We start from the raw sequence: 17,450 nt of genomic DNA, 5'->3' as shown, positions 1-17,450 counted from the left end.
GGGAACTGCGTGGGGCCGACCACCTGCCCCGCGGGCACCGGCAAGGACGCCTCCTTCTACCTGCTCTCCTGGTACTACGCGTGGGGCGGCGCCACCGACACCAACGCCGGCTGGGCCTGGCGCATCGGCTCCAGCCACGCGCACGGCGGCTACCAGAACCCGATGGCCGCGTACGCGCTGGCCAACTACGCCCCGCTGAAGCCGAAGTCGGCGACCGGGCAGGCGGACTGGGCCAAGTCCCTCGACCGCCAGGTCGAGTTCTACCGCTGGCTCCAGTCGAACGAGGGCGCCATCGCGGGCGGTGCCACCAACAGCTGGGCGGGGCGGTACGCCACTCCCCCGGCCGGGACGCCGACCTTCTACGGCATGTACTACGACGAGAAGCCCGTGTACCACGACCCGCCGTCCAACCAGTGGTTCGGCTTCCAGACGTGGTCCATGGAGCGGGTCGCCGAGTACTACCAGCAGACGGGCAACGCCGCCGCGAAGACGGTCCTCGACAAGTGGGTCAAGTGGGCGCTGTCCAAGACCACCATCAACCCCGACGGGACGTACCGGATCCCCTCCACGCTCCAGTGGTCCGGTGCCCCGAACACCTGGAACCCGTCCAGCCCCGGCTCCAACAGCGGGCTGCACGTCACCGTCGCCGACTACACCGACGACGTCGGCGTGGCGGGCTCGTACGCCAAGACGCTGACGTACTACGCCGACCGCTCCGGTGACGCCGACGCGGCCCGGGTCGCCAAGGCGCTGCTCGACGGCCTGTGGCAGCACCACCAGGACGCGCTCGGGGTCGCCGTCCCGGAGACCCGTACGGACTACAACCGGTTCGACGACCGGGTGTACATCCCGAGCGGGTGGACGGGCACGATGCCGAACGGTGACGCGATCAACTCGTCGTCGACGTTCGAGTCGATCCGGTCGTTCTACGAGGACGACCCGGCCTGGTCGAAGATCGAGGCGTATCTGGCGGGTGGCGCCGCGCCGTCGTTCACGTACCACCGGTTCTGGGCCCAGGCGGACATCGCCCTGGCCATGGGTGCGTACGCGGAGCTCCTCGAATAAGTCCCCGCTGAAGCTCCGGGTACGAGGTCCTGCGCTCCGGCGGGGGCAGGACCTGGGCCGGGCGGTCCCCACCCGCACAGGGGGCCGCCCGGCCGTTCGCGCCCCGTCCATCCCTCCCCCCACATTCCTGGAGAGGACTTCACCGTGCGAAGAACCCGCATCCTCACCACCGTCCTGGCCCTCGCGGCCGGCCTCCTCGCGGGCTCCCCACCCGCGCTGGCCGCCGAGCGGGCCGACCGGGCGGAGCAGGCCGAGCGGGCCGGCGCGAAGGTGTCGATCGCCGCCGACACGTACACGTGGAAGAACGCCCGTATCGACGGTGGCGGGTTCGTGCCCGGCATCGTGTTCAACCGCAAGGAGAAGAACCTCGCGTACGCCCGCACGGACATCGGCGGGGCGTACCGGTGGGTGGAGTCGTCGAAGACCTGGACGCCGCTGCTGGACTCCGTCGGCTGGGACGACTGGGGTCACACGGGTGTGGTGAGCCTCGCCTCCGACCCGGTCGACCCGGACAAGGTGTACGTGGCGGCCGGCACCTACACCAACAGCTGGGACCCGGGAAACGGCGCGATCTACCGCTCGTCCGACCGGGGGGCGAGCTGGCAGAAGGCGAGTCTGCCGTTCAAGCTGGGCGGGAACATGCCGGGGCGCGGCATGGGTGAGCGGCTGGCGGTGGACCCTCACAAGAACAGCGTGCTGTATCTGGGGGCGCCCAGCGGAAAGGGGCTGTGGCGGTCCACGGACTCGGGGGCCACCTGGTCGCAGGTGACGAACTTCCCGAACGTCGGGAACTACGTGGCCGACCCGTCCGACACGAGCGGGTACTCCAGCGACAACCAGGGCATCGTCTGGGTCACCTTCGACGAGTCGACGGGCGGCGCGGGCACGGCCACGAAGACGGTCTACGTGGGTGTCGCCGACAAGGAGAACGCGGTCTACCGGTCGACGGACGCGGGCGCGACCTGGTCACGGGTGGCCGGGCAGCCCACCGGGCAACTGGCCCACAAGGGCGTCCTGGACGCGGTGAACGGCCATCTGTACGTGGCGTACAGCGACACGGGCGGCCCGTACGACGGCGGCAAGGGCCGGCTCTACCGGTACGCGACGGCGACGGGGGCCTGGACGAACATCAGCCCGGTGGCGGAGGCCGACACGTACTTCGGCTTCAGCGGGCTCACGCTGGACCGCCAGAAGCCGGGCACGGTGATGGCGACGGCGTACAGCTCCTGGTGGCCGGACACCCAGATCTTCCGCTCCACCGACAAGGGCGCGACCTGGACGAAGGCGTGGGACTACACCTCGTACCCCAACCGTGAGAACCGCTTCACCATGGACGTCTCGTCGTCGCCTTGGCTGACGTGGGGCGCGAACCCGTCGCCGCCGGAACAGACGCCGAAGCTGGGCTGGATGACGGAGTCGCTGGAGATCGACCCGTTCGACTCGAACCGCATGATGTACGGGACGGGCGCGACGATCTACGGCACCGAGAACCTCGCCAACTGGGACAGCGGCACCAAGTTCACCGTGCAGCCCATGGTGCGGGGCCTGGAGGAGACGGCCGTCAACGACCTCGCCTCTCCCCCGTCCGGGGCCCCGCTGCTCAGCGCGCTCGGTGACATCGGCGGTTTCCGGCACACGGATCTGACGAAGGTCCCGTCGATGATGTTCACCCAGCCGAACTTCACGACGACGACCAGCCTGGACTTCGCCGAGACCAACCCGAACACCGTGGTCCGGGTGGGGGACCTGGACTCGGGGCCGCACATCGCGTTCTCCACGGACAACGGCGCCAACTGGTTCGCGGGCACCGACCCCTCGGGGGTGAGCGGCGGCGGCACGGTCGCGGCCGGCGCGGACAGCAGCCGCTTCGTGTGGAGCCCGGCGGGCACCGGCGTGCGGTACACCACGGGCTTCGGGACGTCGTGGCAGGAGTCGAGCGGGATACCGTCCGGCGCGATCGTCGAGTCCGACCGGGTCGACCCGAAGACCTTCTACGGCTTCAAGTCCGGGAAGTTCTACGTCAGCACGGACGGCGGCGCGACCTTCACCGCGTCGAACGCGAGTGGCCTGCCGAGCGGTGACAGCGTCCGCTTCAAGGCGCTGCCGGGCACGAAGGGCGATGTGTGGCTCGCGGGCGGGGAGACGGGCGGCGCGTACGGGCTGTGGCACTCCACCGACGGCGGCGCCACCTTCACCAAGCTGTCGAACGTCGCGCAGGCCGACACCATCGGCTTCGGCAAGGCGGCCGCGGGCGCCTCGTACCAGACGCTCTACACCAGCGCCAGGATCGGCGGGGTGCGCGGCATCTTCCGCTCCACGGACAAGGGCGCCACGTGGACGCGGATCAACGACGACGCCCACCAGTGGGGCTGGACCGGCGCGGCGATCACGGGTGATCCACGGGTCTACGGCCGGGTGTACCTCTCCACCAACGGTCGCGGCGTCATCTACGGCGACACCTCCGACACGGGCGGCGGCGGGGGCGGCGGTACGGATCCCGATCCGGAACCGCAGCCGACGGGCGCCTGCGCGGTGACCTACAAGATCACCAACCAGTGGTCGGGCGGCTTCCAGGCCGATGTGCGGCTGGCCAACACCGGCACCAGCGCCTGGTCGGGCTGGACCCTCAACTGGTCCTTCCCGAACGGCCAGAGCGTCACACAGCTGTGGAACGCGGCCCACACCCAGTCGGGTGCGGCGGTCTCGGTGAAGAACATCGCCTGGAACGCGAACGTCGCGGCGGGATCGTCGGTGAGCTTCGGCTTCACCGGAAGCTGGTCGGGGACGAACGGCAGACCGACCGCCTTCCGGCTCGGTGACCAGTCCTGCACGGTGACCTGACACCCGAGCGGGACGCGACGAGGGCGCGCGCCGGTCACGGCGCGCGCCCTCATTCATTCGTCGTCACGGTGCCGGATCCACCACAGGAGCATCACCGTGGCGGCGACGAGCATGATGATCGCCGGTGCGGCGGTGACGACACGGGACAAGGTCATCGACGGTCTTTCTCGGCCGCTGCCCTGGAGGTGACGGCGTGCTGGACGGGGCGGGCCGGACGATGATCCCGCCCGGACCGGCCGACGTCAGCAGGACGGCCGAAAAGACATCCGTTCGTGTCTGCGTCGTCATCCCGGTCAGGGTGTGTGGACCACCGGCCGGGGTGGCGTGGGCATCCCGGCGCCGATGAAGAAGCTGGTGTGCGGGGGCTGGTTGTACGCGGTGTTCTGCCAGGCCAGGCCCGTGCGGTACTGCGTGTCGTGGAGCAGGGTCGTGATCCTGGTGCCGGTCTCGACCGGGGTGGAGTAGATCCGCAGGGCGGTGTTGCCGCTGGTGCGCCAGACGACCTCTTCGCGCCAGTCGCCCAGGATGTCGCCGGAGAGGGCGGGAGTGGACTTGGTGCCGTTGTTGGAGGAGACCCCGGAGCCGGTCAGCAGGCGGGTGTCGCCGGACGGGCCGTACTTGTCGATGCGGGTGCCGTCGAGGAGTTCCCGGACGGGGTCGCCGTCCCACCAGGACAGGAAGTTGACGGAGGACGGCTCCCGGCCCTTCGTGGCTCCGGCCCGGTCGCGGAGGGAGGTGTCGGAGGCGGACCACATCTCGGGGCCGTCGTTGCCCGCGTGGATGTCCCCGGCGACGCCCCGGCCGTTGTCGCAGCAGGCGGCGAGCCTCCAGCGGACCACTCCGTTCGCGGGGTCGATGTACAGCGCGGCGGGCTGCGTGGTGGACTCGGAGACCTTGAAGTACTCCAGGCCGGGGGTGGCGGGGTCGAGGTCTCCGAGGTGCTGGGCGTCGCCATGGCCCGTCCTGGCGGTCCACAGGCCGCTGCCGTTGTCGTCGACGGCCATCGCGCCGTACACGATCTCGTCCCGGCCGTCGTCGTCGACGTCGCCGACGGACAGGCTGTGCGAGCCCTGGCCGTCGTAGCCCTTGCCGCTGTTGGTGGAGGAGCTGGTGTCGAAGGTCCAGCGGCGGGTGAAGGCGCCGCCCCGCCAGTCCCAGGCGGCGATCACGGTACGCGTGTAGTAGCCGCGGGCCATCACGAGCGAGGGGCGGGCGCCGTCCAGGTACGCCGTGCCCGCGAGGAAGCGGTCGACGCGGTTGCCGTAGCTGTCGCCCCAGGAGGAGACCGTGCCGCGGCCGGGGACGTAGTCGACGGACTGCATGGCCCTGCCCGTCTGCCCGTCGAACATGGTCAGGTACTCGGGGCCGGTCAGGACGTAGCCGCTGGAGTTGCGGTGGTCGGCAAAGGCGCTGCCGATGACGGCGCCCGTGCCGTCCCGGGTGCCGTCCGCGGTCTTCATGGCGACCTCGGCCCTGCCGTCGCCGTCGTAGTCGTACACCTGGAACTGGGTGTAGTGGGCGCCGGAGCGGATGTTGCGGCCCAGGTCGACGCGCCACAGCCGGGTGCCGTCGAGCTTGATGCCGTCGACGACGGTGTTGCCGGTGTAGCCGGACTGGGAGTTGTCCTTGGCGTTGGTCGGCTGCCACTTGAGGACGAACTCCAGGGCGCCGTCACCGTCGAGGTCGCCCACGGAGGCGTCGTTGGCCTCGTAGGTGTACGCCACCCCGTCCGGGGTGGTGCCGCCGGCGGGTGGACTGATCGGCACGTCCGTGTAGCCGGTGCGCAGCTGCACGGCGTGCGCGGAGTCGCCCTGCTCGACGCCGTTCACGACGGCGCGCACGGTGTAGTCGGCCTGGGCGGGCGCGCCGGAGTGGAAGTAGTTGGTGGACCCGGTGATCGGGGCCGCGTTGACCTTCGTGCCGGCCCGGTACACGTTGAACGCCACGGTGTCCGGGTCGGTGCCGAGCCAGCGCCAGCCGACCAGGTTGCCGGCGTCGGTGTGCACGCTGACCACGCCCCGGTCCAGCTTCTCGACCTGGCGTGCGCCGGCCGCGGCGGCGGGCTGCGCGCCGAACGTGGTGAGCCCGGCGGCGGTCAGCGCGACCGCCGCCAGCGTGGTGATCGTCCTGCGGGCCTTGCGGATCGTACGTCTGTGGTGCGCGTGCGGGTGCTGCACGGGGTACCTCCCGGGAGGACAGACGGGTTCCGCCTCCTCAGTCGCCGCCGGTCGCACCCGAGTTGCCGCCCCGCGGTGCGTATCTCGCGGCGAGTTCGGCGACCGTCCGGGCGATGCGCTCGCGCAGTTCGGCGGGCTCCAGGACCTCCGCCGCGGTGCCGAGCCGCAGGAAGTCGTCGTGCGCCCGGTCGAGGGACTCCACGGGGACGGTGGCCCGGGTCCAGCCGTCGTCGTCCAGGCGGCCGCCCGCGTCCACCGCGCGTCCTTGCGGGCCGGTGAGCCGGGTGCCGGGCGCCAGGCGGACGACGGCCTCGGCGCGGTGCAGCCGGTCGTGGAAGTCGCGCTGGTACGCCGCCCAGTACGCGGCCAGCCCGAAGTCCTCGGGGCGGGTGAACCCCTCCTCGGTGGCGTCGAGTTCGAGGATCTGGTCGACCCGGTAGGTGCGCGGTCCCGGCCCGGCGACGACGTACCAGCGGCCCGCCTTGAGGACGAGCCCGTACGGTTCGAGGCGGCGCCGTACGTCGGTGGGCTCGGCCCAGCGGCGGTAGAGCACGTGCAGGACCCGGCCGTTCCGGACGGCGTCCGCGACGGCGGGCAGGAAGGGGGTGTCGTCGGCGTCCGCGTACCAGCCGGGGGCGTCCAGGTGGAACCGGCCCGCGACCCGGTCGGCGTGGGGGCGCAGCGCGTCGGGGAGGGCGGCGCGCACCTTCAGCTGGGCGGCGGCGAGGACCGCGCCCAGGCCGAGTTCGGCGGCGGGGCCGGGGGCGCCCGCGAGGAACAGGGCCTCGGCCTCCTGGCCGGTGAGGCCGGTGAGCCGGGTGCGGTAGCCGTCGAGGAGGCGGTAGCCGCCGGCGTGGCCCGCGTCGCCGTACAGCGGGACGCCGGCGGCGGCGAGCGCCTCCATGTCCCGGTAGACCGTGCGGACCGACACCTCCAGCTCCTCGGCGAGCCGGGCGGCCGTCATGCGGCCCCGGGTCTGGAGCAGCAGCAGGATCGCGACGAGACGGCTGGACTTCACTGACACAGGGTGACAGGGAAGCGGTCCTAGCGTCGCGTCATGTCCTTCAGCGAGAAACTGCTGACCGTGCCGCCGCCCGTCGAGGTGGCCGGCCGGCACATCAAGCGCTACCACGTCACCGCGGACCCGGCCGGCATCGCGCCCGAGGTCGAGAAGGCCGCGTACGCGGTCCTTCCCGAGCTGCTGCCGGAGCCGGACGGGACACCGCCCGTGACCTTCGTCGTGCTGCACCGGGGCGGGGACGACGGGGCCTACCTCAACGCGTACAGCTGGGTGTGGGACAACGTCCTGCACTTCGGGGGCGCGGCGGCGGGCCAGCCCGTCCTCGGCTGCCCCGACCGCGATCCCGCGCACTTCGTGGCCACGGGGCGGCCGTGGATCGGCTGCGTCTGGGAGCTGCCGCCGATCGCGCACGAACGCGACGCGTGGGTGCGCCATATGCTCGCCCCCCGACTCCCCGACCTGGAGGCCTACTTGACTGATTCCCTGCCCGCCGGGACCACCGGGGGCCGGGCATGAGCGCTCGCTCGACGGCGGGCAGACCTGGCAGAGCCGGCAGGCCGACTGGACCATGGAGTTCCGGCGGCCGGCGGTGACCTGACCGCCGCCCCGGGTCATCTCTTGCGGAACGCCCGGAGCGAGAACTCCGGGTCCGGGCGGGGCCGGTCCTGGTCGGGGAGGGCCGCGAGGCGTACGGCGAAGTCGTCGGCGAGGGGATCGCCGGGCGGGAGCGTGACGAACCAGCCGCGGCGCAGGTCCCTGAGGGCGCGGCGGGGGCTCCGGCCCTGGCCGCGGCCCGGGAAGCGGGCCTCGCCGGCGGGGCGCAGCCCGTGCTCGTCGGCATGCTTCTCCACGGCCGCCGCGGTGTCCGTGGCGGGGCTGCGGGGGCGGGTGGCGAGGACGGCGTCGATGTCGCTGCCGACGTTGTGGGCGGCCCCCTTGTCGACGGTGGTGATGTACACACCGCCCGGACGCAGCACACGGGCGCACTCACCGACGACCCTTCGAACGTCGTCCGGGTCCGCGAGCAAATGGAGGAGCCACACACTGGTGACGGCGTCGAACGCGTCGTCGGGGAAGGGGAGTCGACGACTGTCGCCGAGGACGATCGCACCGGGGAGGCGGGCGGCGGCCCGGCGCGCCATCGCGGTCGTGAGGTCGACGCCCGTCACCCGCGTCCCGGGGCGGGCGGCGGCGAACCGCCGGGTCACGATGCCGGTGCCGCAGGCGACGTCGAGCAGGCTGCGCGCGCCCCGGGGGACGAGTCCGAGTACGGCGTCGGCGGCGGCCTCGGCACGGGGTTCGCCGCCGCGCAGGGCGTCGTAGTCGTCCGCCTCCTTGTCGTAGTCGAGCACCGGCTCAGCTCGCCCCGTGGCCGGGGGCGAGCTCCTCCACCCGCCGGGCCAGTTCGAAGTCCTTCTCGGTGAGGGCGCCACCCGCGCTGTGCGTGTGGACGGTCAGCGAGACGGTGTTGTAGCCGAGGGTGAGGTCGGAGTGGTGGTCGAGCTCCTCCTGGGTGCGGGCGATGTGCACGACCATCGCGGTCGCCGCGAAGTGCGAGGCCAGCCGGTAGGTGCGGGCGATCCGGTCGCCGTCCAGCGACCAGCCCGGCAGTTCCGCGATCCGGTCCCCGATCTCCTTCTGCGACAAGGGTTCGACGGGCATGGCCCGCTCCTTCCGTGACGTCCCCTCCATGACGTGCGGTCCCTCTCAGCGTGCCACAGCGGGACCGCCGCGGTCCTGGTCACGGCGCACGCGGTCCCCGAGCGGGGCGCCGCGCTCGTCGCGGGGACGCGCGCCGAGGGGACCGGGCCGTCACTTCCGTACGCTCTCCGTCGCGAAGTCGTCCGCCAGGACGGTGATGTCGGCGCGGCCCTCGGTCGCGGCCAGCCAGTCGTGCGGCAGGCCGTGGTCGCCGTAGTGGGCGCCGAGGAGGTTGCCGCAGATGGAGCCGGTGGAGTCGCTGTCGCCGGAGTGGTTGACGGCGAGGAGGAGGGCCTCGCTGACGCTGTGGGTGGCGAGGGCGCAGTAGACGCCCATGGCGAGGGCCTCCTCGGCGACCCAGCCCTGCCCGAGCGACTCGACCTTCTCGGCCGTGGGGGCGCCCTCGGCGGCCAGGTCGAGGGCACGGTTCAGGGCCGTGCTGGTCTCCTCGTGTCCGGGGTGGCGGGACAGCAGCCGCAGGGTGCGCAGGACGGCACCCTCCAGCGACTCGTCGGCGACCAGGTGGGCGACGATCGCGGCGAGCGCGCCCGCCGCGTACCCGCCGGTGGGGTGCCCGTGCGTCATCCGGGCGCAGCGGGCGGCCATGTCGAACGCGGCCCCGGCCGGGACGCGGGCCAGCCCGAAGGGGGCGGAGCGCATGACGGTGCCGCAGCCCTTGGAGTCGGGGTTGACGGGCCCGGGGCGCCCCAGGGGGGTGGCCGGGTCAGGGTGGTGGACCTGGGCGAGGCCGGACAGACAGGCGTTGCCGGGGGCGCGGCGGGCGTACAGCCAGGGCAGCGCGGCGAGCCCCGAGGTCACGCGCGGATCGGGGCCGGGCTGCCGCTGGGTGTCGAGCCAGCGGCCGTAGGCCTCCCGGACGAGCTGGGGCCAGGCGCCGTCGATGCCCTTGAGCCGGGCCCGCTCGTGTGCCTGCCGCAGTCCCTCGACGGTGAAGAGGGTCATCTGGGTGTCGTCGCTGATCCGTCCGACCGCGCCGTCCACGTCCGGGACGAGGCCGGTCACCCCTCGGTCGCCGTGTGCGGAGCGGATGACGGCCAGCGAGGCGAACTCGACGGGGTAGCCGAGCGCGTCGCCGACCGCCCCGCCCAGCAGGCATCCCCGCACCCGCGCCCGGTACACCGCCGTCGCCTCCCAGGACGGGTTCCACGGGTCGTACACGCGCCACTCCTCGATCGCCTCGGCTACGTTCTGACGTATGACCATTGTCCCGTCCGGCACCACGAGTCGTCCCGGCGCCCCTCCCCACCGGGGCGCCGGCCCGCTGCTGCGCGCATGGCGGGAACAACGGAGGGTCAGCCAGCTGGAGTTGGCGCTGCGGGCCGGTTCGTCGGCGCGGCACATCAGCTTCGTGGAGACCGGTCGCTCGCGGCCCAGCGAGGAGCTGCTGCTGCGGCTCGCCGAGCACCTGGACGTGCCCGTACGGGACCGCAACGCGCTGCTCCTGGCCGCCGGTTACGCGCCCCGCTTTCCGCAGACCCCGCTGGACGACCCGTCGATGGCGGCCCTCCGCGAGGGCGTGGAGCGCCTGATCCAGGGCTATGAGCCGTACCCGGCGCTGGTGCTCGACGCGACGTACCACGTGGTGGCCGCCAACCGGGGCATCGCGATGCTGCTGGACGGCGTCCCCGAGTCGCTGCTGGTGCCGCCGTCGAACGCGATGCGGCTGGTCCTCCACCCGGAGGGCCTGGCACCCCGCATCCGCAATCTGCGGGCCTGGCGCGGTCATCTGCTGGAGCAGATGGAACGCCAGATCGCCCTGCGCCGCTCGGAGCCGCTGCGCGCCCTGTACGAGGAGGTCGCGGCGTATCCGCTGCCGCCCGGCACGGCGGACGAGGAGCCCGAGGAGGAGCCGGGGGTGTCCTTCGCGCTGCCGATGCGCATCGAGCACGCGGGCCGGGTGCTGTCCTTCATCTCCTCGATCTCCACGTTCAACACGCCCATGGACGTGACCGTGGCCGAGCTGGCCATCGAGACGTTCCTCCCGGCCGACCCGGCGACGGTCGAGTACCTCCAGTCACTGGCCGTGTGACGCCCGGTCAGTCACCGCTCGCCCGCAGGGCGGTGTACTGCGCCGCCGCGAACCCGGCGACCGTCAGCGCCTGGAGCACCGTCCACACCGCGCCCGCCGTGCTCGGCGTGAGCCACAGGGCGAGGGCGACGAGGCTGAGGAGGGCCCAGGCCAGGTTCGCCTCGACGACCACGTGCACGAGCCGCGCCGGCGGACGCCCGCGCGCGGCGAGCAGGCCCACGCCCGCCGCGTACACCGTCAGGAACGCGCCGAGCGCGGCGAGCAGACCCGGCCCGACCCCGAGGAACCGGCCGAGCGGCCCGGCGGCGAGGAGGTAGGCGAGCCCGTTCACCCCGGTCACGGCGGCGTCCGCGGCCAGGAAGCGGCGCAGCATGGTCCGGGGGTCGGTGGTCCGGGCGAGAGCGGCGAGCGGGGTCGCGGACATGGGGCATCACCCTCCGTCGAGGTGGAGTCGGTCGGCTGGGAAGCGGGTCGGCCGGGGACGGCCGTACGGACCGCCGGGGCCGGGCCCCGGGCCGGAGTGCGCCGGCCCGGAACCCGCTGCCCTCACCTTGCCGCGTACGGGGCGCGGCGGTCGATTACCTCGGAGGTCATGGGGCCGGGCGGGCGGGTTCGAGGGGCCATGACGGATGTCACGCTGGGGAACCGTTGCTCACTCTGCGGATGCGTCCTTTACTCTTCGGTGTCGCCGTGGCGTGTTCCGCCACGGCGTCGTCGTGGTCGAACCGGAACCGGGGGCTTCCCGTTCCGCTCGACCTCATGAGATGTGCACCGGAACATGACAGACTTGGACGCGTACTTCGGCGCGTGGGGAGGCGTGGCGTGAGTGAGCGGCGGCCCGCGCCCACCGTCGGTCAGGTGGTGCTCGGCAGACGGCTCCAGGAACTGCGCGAGGCCGCCGGGCTCAAGCGCGAGGAGGCCGCGCGCGTCCTGCGGGTCGCGCCGGCCACCGTACGGCGCATGGAGACCGCCGACGTCGCGCTGAAGATCCCGTACGTACAGGTCCTGCTCACCACGTACGGCGTCGCCGAGCACGAGGTCGCCTCGTTCGTGAAGCTCGCCGAGGAGGCGAACAAACCCGGCTGGTGGCAGCGGTACCACGATGTGCTGCCCGACTGGTTCAGCCTGTACGTGAGCCTGGAGGGCGCGGCCCATCTGATCCGGCAGTACGAGCCGCACTTCGTGCCCGGGATGCTCCAGACCGAGGAGTACGCGCGGGCCGTGATGGAGGCGGGGACCCTCGGGCAGACCGGCCCCGACACCATCGAACGGCATGTGTCGCTGCGTATGGCCCGGCAGAAGCTCCTCACCCGCGAGCACCCGCCGCACCTGTGGGTGATCATGGAGGAGACGGCGCTCGGACGGCCGGTGAGCGTCCGCTCCCAGGTCATGCGCGACCAGATCGACCGGCTGCTGGACATCACCGAGAAGGACCATGTGACCCTCCAGGTCGCCGAGTTCGCCGCCGGCCCCCATCCGGGCACGTACGCCCCGTTCGCCCTCTTCCGCTTCGCGGAGCCGGAACTGCCCGACATGGTCTACACGGAGTACCTCACCGGCGCCCTCTACCTCGACTCGCGCCGTGAGGTCGCCCTCCATCTGGAGGTCCTCGACCACATGGCCGCGCACGCGGCCTCCGCGGAGCGCACCCGTGAGATCCTGCGGCGCTACCGCGACAGGTACTGAGCCCGTCCACGGGCGATCCGGGCCGGCGGCGGAGGGACGACCGGGCCCGGCAGCGCGTGGACCGCTCCGACGGCGGGCCTGTCAGTGGGTCGTGCGACGATCCCGGCATGATCGCCTCTCTGGAGTCGCTGCTGCCGACGACGGGTCCGCACGCCTCGACCACGTACGCCGACTGGGCCGCCGCCCACGACCCCGCGGCCGCCGCGGCCGCACGTGAGTCGATCGAGGACATGCGCACCCAACTCGGCCGTACCTGGACCAAGCCCGGCCGGTTCGTCGACGCGATGGCGGCGCGCGCACGGCGGTTGCCGCCGGCGCATCTGCCGTGGTTCTGGGACACCGTGGGCCACCGGCTCATCGGCTACGGCAGCAGGCCCGGCGGGAGGGCCTACGCGGCCGCTCGGGCGGCCGAGGCGGAGCACGGACTGCCGGTGGATCCCGGCTACCGCCGGGCCAACGCGCTGCTGTTCGCGGCGGGCGGGGTCATGCCGGCCAAGGAGTTCGGCGCCCACCAGCGGTTCCTCGCCGAGACATTCCCGCCGGCGGACGCGCACACCGCGCTGGAGGACTTCCTGCTCGCGTGGGCGAACTCGCCGGCGGACCTGCCGGCGGATCTGGTGCGGCGGGTTCGGGCGTCCGCCAAGGCGGCGGGGCACGGGGACGACGACGTGGCCCGCGCGGTCGGCGCGATCCTGTCCGTCGCACGGAAGAAGACGGTGCCGGACTCGCTGCTGGCCGCCGCCGAACCGATCCTGACGGCCCATCCGCCGACGGACACGATCGCCTCCGGACTGGTGGAGATCTTCCCGCAGGGCGTCACCGACGGCGGGGCCTGGCTGCGCCTGCTGATCGGCTGCGGGGCGACGGAGGCCATGGCATCCGGTCGGGTGGTGCCCGAGGGCGGACCGCACCACTGGGTGGGCCACTTCACGCACATGTACCAGTACGCGGAGCAGTCCGGCGGCGGGGTCGCGCGTCAGCCGCTCCCGGTGGAATTCCTCGACCTGGTGGGCCGGTTGGGGCCGCGGCTGCGGGCGGAGGGCGGCCCGGTGACCCTGCACAGCACCCGGTACCACTACCAGGGCTTCGACGCGGACGTGCTCGACGCCTGTCTGGCGGCCGGGGTCGCCGTCGTCGACCCCGGCCCGGAGATCCGGATGCGGTTCTGGGGCGAGCGGTCCCGGCGGGACCTGGCGGCACTGGCCGCCGACCCGGTGTTCGGTCCGCGGCTGGAGGGCACCGTGCACGCGCACCTGGTGCCCGGCCGGTCACCGGCAGGCCGCCGCCGGGCCGGATCGGCGGTGACGCTGCTGCCGGGGGTCGAGGGCATCGCCCACGAGGTCGCCGGGCGGGTGGGCAGGCTCGTGGACACCGTGGCGGGCGGCGGGATGGCGGGGGCCGAGGAAGCGGTGGCCGAGCTGGAGGTACTCCTCGACCGGCCCACGGTGGCGGCCCTCGACGGCATCTCCGACGCCCTCGCCGGGGCGGGCGCGGCCGGTGCGCTGCGGCGCTCGCTGAGGGCCGGTCTGCCGGAGGAACTGGCCTGGCCGGCCCTGGAGTCGGTGTACGCGGAGTTCGACCGCGACGAGCCCCGTCAGGGGCCGGAGCAGGCGGCGGGCGAGGCCCTGCCGGGGGTGCTGGGCGTGACCGCCACATGGCCGGTGCTGACGGTGTTCGGGCGGGACCGCGCGGTCGCCGTCGCCCCGGACGGGGTACGGGGGTCCTGCCGGTTCACCGTGCCCGACGAGGCGACCATGTTCGCCGTCCACTACGTGGGCGGCTCCTTCCTGGTGAGCTGGACCCTCGCCCGGGACCCGTACCACTGCGACACCGCCGTCTGGGCCGACCGGCCCCACGAGCCGTTCGCACCGGACGAGGTGGGCGGTCTGGTGCCCTTCGGCGGCAGCCTGGACGGGGCGTACGGCTTCCAGTTCGAGACCGCCGACGGGGGCGGGCGGCACGGTGGCCGGCGGGTGCTGCGGCCGGGCGGCCGGGAGGGGATCGACCGCGACGAGCTACAGCTCGGGGACGGTGCCCGGATCTGGACCAACGCCGTCTTCGGGGGACGGCCCTGGGAGGTGGTGGACGGGGTCACCGGGGAGCCCCGCGGGGAGGTCGCGCTGCCGGACTTCCCCGGTCGCGCGCCGGGCTCCGCTCCGGGCACGGAGCCGTCCGAGGCAGGCATGTCCCTGGCCGTCGAGGCCCTCCAGCTGGCACCGCTGCCCGCCTCCTCGGCCGACTCGCCGCTGGGCAGCCGGGACGGGCTGGTCGGGACGCGGGTGCTGTTCCGCACCCGGCACCGCGATCACGCGCCCGACCACTACCTGGTGGAGAGTGTGGACGGGCGCACGGCCAGGTTCGACATCGACCGGCCCGGCCAGGAGCCGTGGGGCCTGTGGGCGCCACCGGGGGGTGCGGCGCAGGACGTGGTCCTCGCCGAGGCGGAGACCAGGACAGGGGTGCGCGCGTACAGCGCCGACGGGACCCTGCTGTGGGAGGTGGACGGACATCGCTCACCGAGGCATCCGCGAGGGCGGCGGACCCGGGCGGCCACCGTCTCGGGCGGGGTGGCCCCGCCACCCGCCTTCTGGTACCTGCTGCGCACCCGGGACGAGGCCGGGTCCCGGGTCCTGCGGTCCGTCGGGCGGGAGACGGCGCAGGTGTTGCTGACGGCCGCCCGCACCGACGGGGCGGCACTGCGCGCCGCCGTGGCGCGGGAGTTGCCCGGCGTCACCGACCCGGTGCTGGTCCAGGCGGTCGTCGCGGTCGCCGAGCGGGCCGCCCGGGTGGAGGAGCGCAGGCTCGCCCTGCACCGGAGGGTCACCCTGCTCGCGCAGGCGCCGCCGGCACCGCCGCGCCGGTCAGCGCCGGACACCGCGCTGCTGCCCGCGCTGTTCGGACTGGTCGCGGACGGCGGTCGGGAGCCGCGGCGGAGCAGCCCCGGCATCGCCCTGCCGGCGACGCTGAGCGCGCTGGCCGCGGACGGCGCCTGCCTGGCGGGGACCATCCCGGAGGAGGTACGACGGCTCTCGCCCCCGGCACCGCCGCGGGACTGGTCGCAACTGATGGGGGCGATCGACGCGGTGGCCTGGCGGGCCGCGGTGGCACCCACCCCGGACACGGCACGAGCCGCCCTGGTGGCGCTGCTCGACACGTGGGCCGACCAGCCGTTCGCCCGCGCCGGCGGCCGGTGGTGGGTGGGCCGCGCCCCGGCGGAGGTCCTGGACGGCCTGCGTGAGCGCGGGATCGCGGTGGCTTCGGGGACCTGTCGCGCCAACGGGCGGGAGTGCTGGTTCGTGGCGGCCGCCGCCGACGATCCGCACGACGACCCGGTGGGCGCGGCGGTCCCGGGGGCACGCCACGTCCGGGTACGGCGGGACGACGCCGCCCGGATGCGTGCCCTGGTCACGGCTGTCGAGGCGCACGGCCCGGTTCCGGTGACCGAGGCGGCGGCCGCGCGCTTCGCCGATCTGACGGGCGTACGGAGGGCCGTCGCCCGGCTCGTCGTCGCCGGTCTGGTCGGCCGGCCCGACCGCGAGGAGGACCGTGCCCTGGTGCGGAAGGCCCCCTACCGGGCCTCCCCGTTCACCGCCGAGTCCTACGACGGGCTGCGGAAGCGGCTCGGGGCCGAGGGAGGCCGGGCGGTTCTGACGGCCGCTCTGCCCGACGACCCGACCGAGCTGTGGCGGCCCGGCGGTGTCGAGGCGGCCGCGGAGCGGATGGCAGAGGTGTGGCGGGAACGCATGGGGGCCGAGCCCGTCGTGCACGACGAGGCCGCCGACGCCCTGGAGGCCGGGCCGGGCCTGTCCGAGGTCTGGGCCCGGCGGCTCGCGGGTGGCTACGAGGCAGCGGCGGACACGACCGTGGAGGCGGCGGGCTGGGAGCTGGCGGCGACCCCGTACGGCCATGGCGTGGAGGTGCGGGCCGTGTCGGCGGAGACCGAGCTGCCCTACGGCACCCCGGTGGGCCTCGACGTCCGGAGCGCCTGCGCCGCTCTGGTGTGGGCCTGGACGGACCGGCCCGTCGGTGATCCGGCCGTGGCGGGCGCGCGGGCCCTGTACGAGCGGCTGCGGGCCGAACTGGACCGGCCGGACCTGCTGCTGGCGCTGCCCGGCGGCCGGGTCGAGGACACCCCGGCGCGCATCGCGGAGCGGTTCGGTCCCGAGCGGCTGCCGGTGGCGGCGGACCGGCGCAAGGCGGAGGGCCCGGTCCCGGTGACCGCCTACGACTCCGGCCCCCTCGTCGTGTGCGCGCCCGGCGGGGACGCGTTCCTGCGCCCGTGCGAGGTCGCCGACCCGGGCGTGTGGCGGCGGGTGAGGGGGATCACCGGCCTGGCCGAGGCTCTGGACCGGGTGGCGCCCCTGCTGGTGGGGGGCGGCCTGGAGCGAATGAGGGACCGGTCGTCCTCGGGAGCGGTTCCGGCCGGGGCGTACGAGGCGGATCCACGTCGGTCCTGCCCGGAGCTGGTCGCACGTGCGTCGAGGGAACTCGCGGTCGGCGCGGACGCCGCCGCGTTGTACCTCCAGCTGGCCACGCTGGCCGCGCCCACCGACCGGGACGTACGACGGTGGAACGGCTGGTCGACCAAGCGGCACGCGCAGGTCCGGGAGGAACTGCTCGGCACCGGCGCGGTCGTCGCGGCCAAGCGGGCGCGCGCCGGCCGGTCCCTGTTCCTGCCCGGGGGCTGGACCGAGCTGAAGGCCCCTCATCTGCCCCTCGAAACCGTGAAGCTGCACGCGTACGGGGTGCGCCCGCTGTGGGGCAACCAGCTCGTCTCCCTCTTCGGCCGCATCCTGCCGCCGACGCCCCTGCACGAGATGTTCGCGGCGGCCTGGGACCGGGAACGAGGCGGCGACACGTCGGAGCGGGGCGGCACGGTCGGCGGCTGAGCGCCGCCGCCTCGTGACGG

12 protein-coding genes are annotated in these 17,450 nt (G+C 73.8%); 6 read left to right on the top strand and 6 right to left on the bottom strand.

What is annotated here, in order from left to right:
• Nucleotides 1–1,065 (top strand): glycoside hydrolase family 48 protein (locus SMA5143A_RS04400; RefSeq protein WP_308812027.1); only part of this gene is annotated, 1,065 nt, incomplete at its 5' end.
• A gap of 144 nt (nucleotides 1,066–1,209) precedes the next feature.
• On the top strand, nucleotides 1,210–3,906 hold the full coding sequence (locus SMA5143A_RS04395; RefSeq protein WP_107461567.1) for a cellulose binding domain-containing protein: 2,697 nt from the start codon (nucleotides 1,210–1,212) through the stop codon (nucleotides 3,904–3,906).
• Nucleotides 3,907–4,199: 293 nt separating this feature from the next.
• Here the strand turns inward: SMA5143A_RS04395 and SMA5143A_RS04390 are convergent, their stop codons facing one another.
• On the bottom strand, nucleotides 4,200–6,083 hold the full coding sequence (locus SMA5143A_RS04390; RefSeq protein WP_375136453.1) for a rhamnogalacturonan lyase: 1,884 nt from the start codon (nucleotides 6,081–6,083) through the stop codon (nucleotides 4,200–4,202).
• Between the two features lie 37 nt (nucleotides 6,084–6,120).
• Nucleotides 6,121–7,101, bottom strand: a complete 981-nt coding sequence (locus SMA5143A_RS04385; RefSeq protein WP_107461565.1) for a helix-turn-helix transcriptional regulator — start codon at nucleotides 7,099–7,101, stop codon at nucleotides 6,121–6,123.
• A 39-nt stretch (nucleotides 7,102–7,140) separates the two neighbouring features.
• Between SMA5143A_RS04385 and SMA5143A_RS04380 the strand changes: the two genes are divergently transcribed.
• A complete protein-coding gene (locus tag SMA5143A_RS04380; RefSeq protein WP_107461563.1) occupies nucleotides 7,141–7,620 on the top strand; it encodes a hypothetical protein in 480 nt (159 codons plus the stop codon).
• Nucleotides 7,621–7,715: 95 nt separating this feature from the next.
• Here SMA5143A_RS04380 and SMA5143A_RS04375 read toward each other — a convergent pair whose 3' ends face one another.
• From SMA5143A_RS04375 to SMA5143A_RS04365, 3 genes are all read right to left on the bottom strand, one after another.
• Nucleotides 7,716–8,456: a class I SAM-dependent methyltransferase gene (locus SMA5143A_RS04375; RefSeq protein WP_107461561.1), complete on the bottom strand. Its 741-nt coding sequence runs from the start codon at nucleotides 8,454–8,456 to the stop codon at nucleotides 7,716–7,718.
• Nucleotides 8,457–8,460: 4 nt separating this feature from the next.
• A complete protein-coding gene (locus SMA5143A_RS04370; RefSeq protein ID WP_107461559.1) occupies nucleotides 8,461–8,766 on the bottom strand; it encodes a 4a-hydroxytetrahydrobiopterin dehydratase in 306 nt (101 codons plus the stop codon).
• Nucleotides 8,767–8,916: 150 nt separating this feature from the next.
• On the bottom strand, nucleotides 8,917–10,029 hold the full coding sequence (locus SMA5143A_RS04365; protein ID WP_107461557.1) for an ADP-ribosylglycohydrolase family protein: 1,113 nt from the start codon (nucleotides 10,027–10,029) through the stop codon (nucleotides 8,917–8,919).
• Between SMA5143A_RS04365 and SMA5143A_RS04360 the strand changes: the two genes are divergently transcribed.
• Complete coding sequence (locus tag SMA5143A_RS04360) at nucleotides 10,022–10,855, top strand: helix-turn-helix domain-containing protein (protein ID WP_107461604.1); 834 nt, start codon at nucleotides 10,022–10,024, stop codon at nucleotides 10,853–10,855. The two genes, SMA5143A_RS04365 and SMA5143A_RS04360, sit on opposite strands and share 8 nt — an antisense overlap.
• A gap of 7 nt (nucleotides 10,856–10,862) precedes the next feature.
• Here SMA5143A_RS04360 and SMA5143A_RS04355 read toward each other — a convergent pair whose 3' ends face one another.
• Nucleotides 10,863–11,279, bottom strand: coding sequence for a hypothetical protein (locus SMA5143A_RS04355; protein ID WP_107461556.1), 417 nt, complete (start codon nucleotides 11,277–11,279; stop codon nucleotides 10,863–10,865).
• A gap of 398 nt (nucleotides 11,280–11,677) precedes the next feature.
• Between SMA5143A_RS04355 and SMA5143A_RS04350 the strand changes: the two genes are divergently transcribed.
• Both SMA5143A_RS04350 and SMA5143A_RS04345 read left to right on the top strand, forming a co-directional pair.
• Nucleotides 11,678–12,541, top strand: coding sequence for a helix-turn-helix domain-containing protein (locus SMA5143A_RS04350; RefSeq protein ID WP_107461554.1), 864 nt, complete (start codon nucleotides 11,678–11,680; stop codon nucleotides 12,539–12,541).
• A 107-nt stretch (nucleotides 12,542–12,648) separates the two neighbouring features.
• Nucleotides 12,649–17,430, top strand: a complete 4,782-nt coding sequence (locus SMA5143A_RS04345; RefSeq protein WP_107461552.1) for a hypothetical protein — start codon at nucleotides 12,649–12,651, stop codon at nucleotides 17,428–17,430.
• The last annotated feature ends 20 nt before the right edge of the window (nucleotides 17,431–17,450 follow it).

This window comes from Streptomyces sp. MA5143a (assembly GCF_900290235.1).
Taxonomy (GTDB): domain Bacteria; phylum Actinomycetota; class Actinomycetes; order Streptomycetales; family Streptomycetaceae; genus Streptomyces.
The sequence above is the reverse complement of the archived record's forward strand: the minus strand, read 5'-3'. Positions and strand labels throughout refer to the sequence as shown.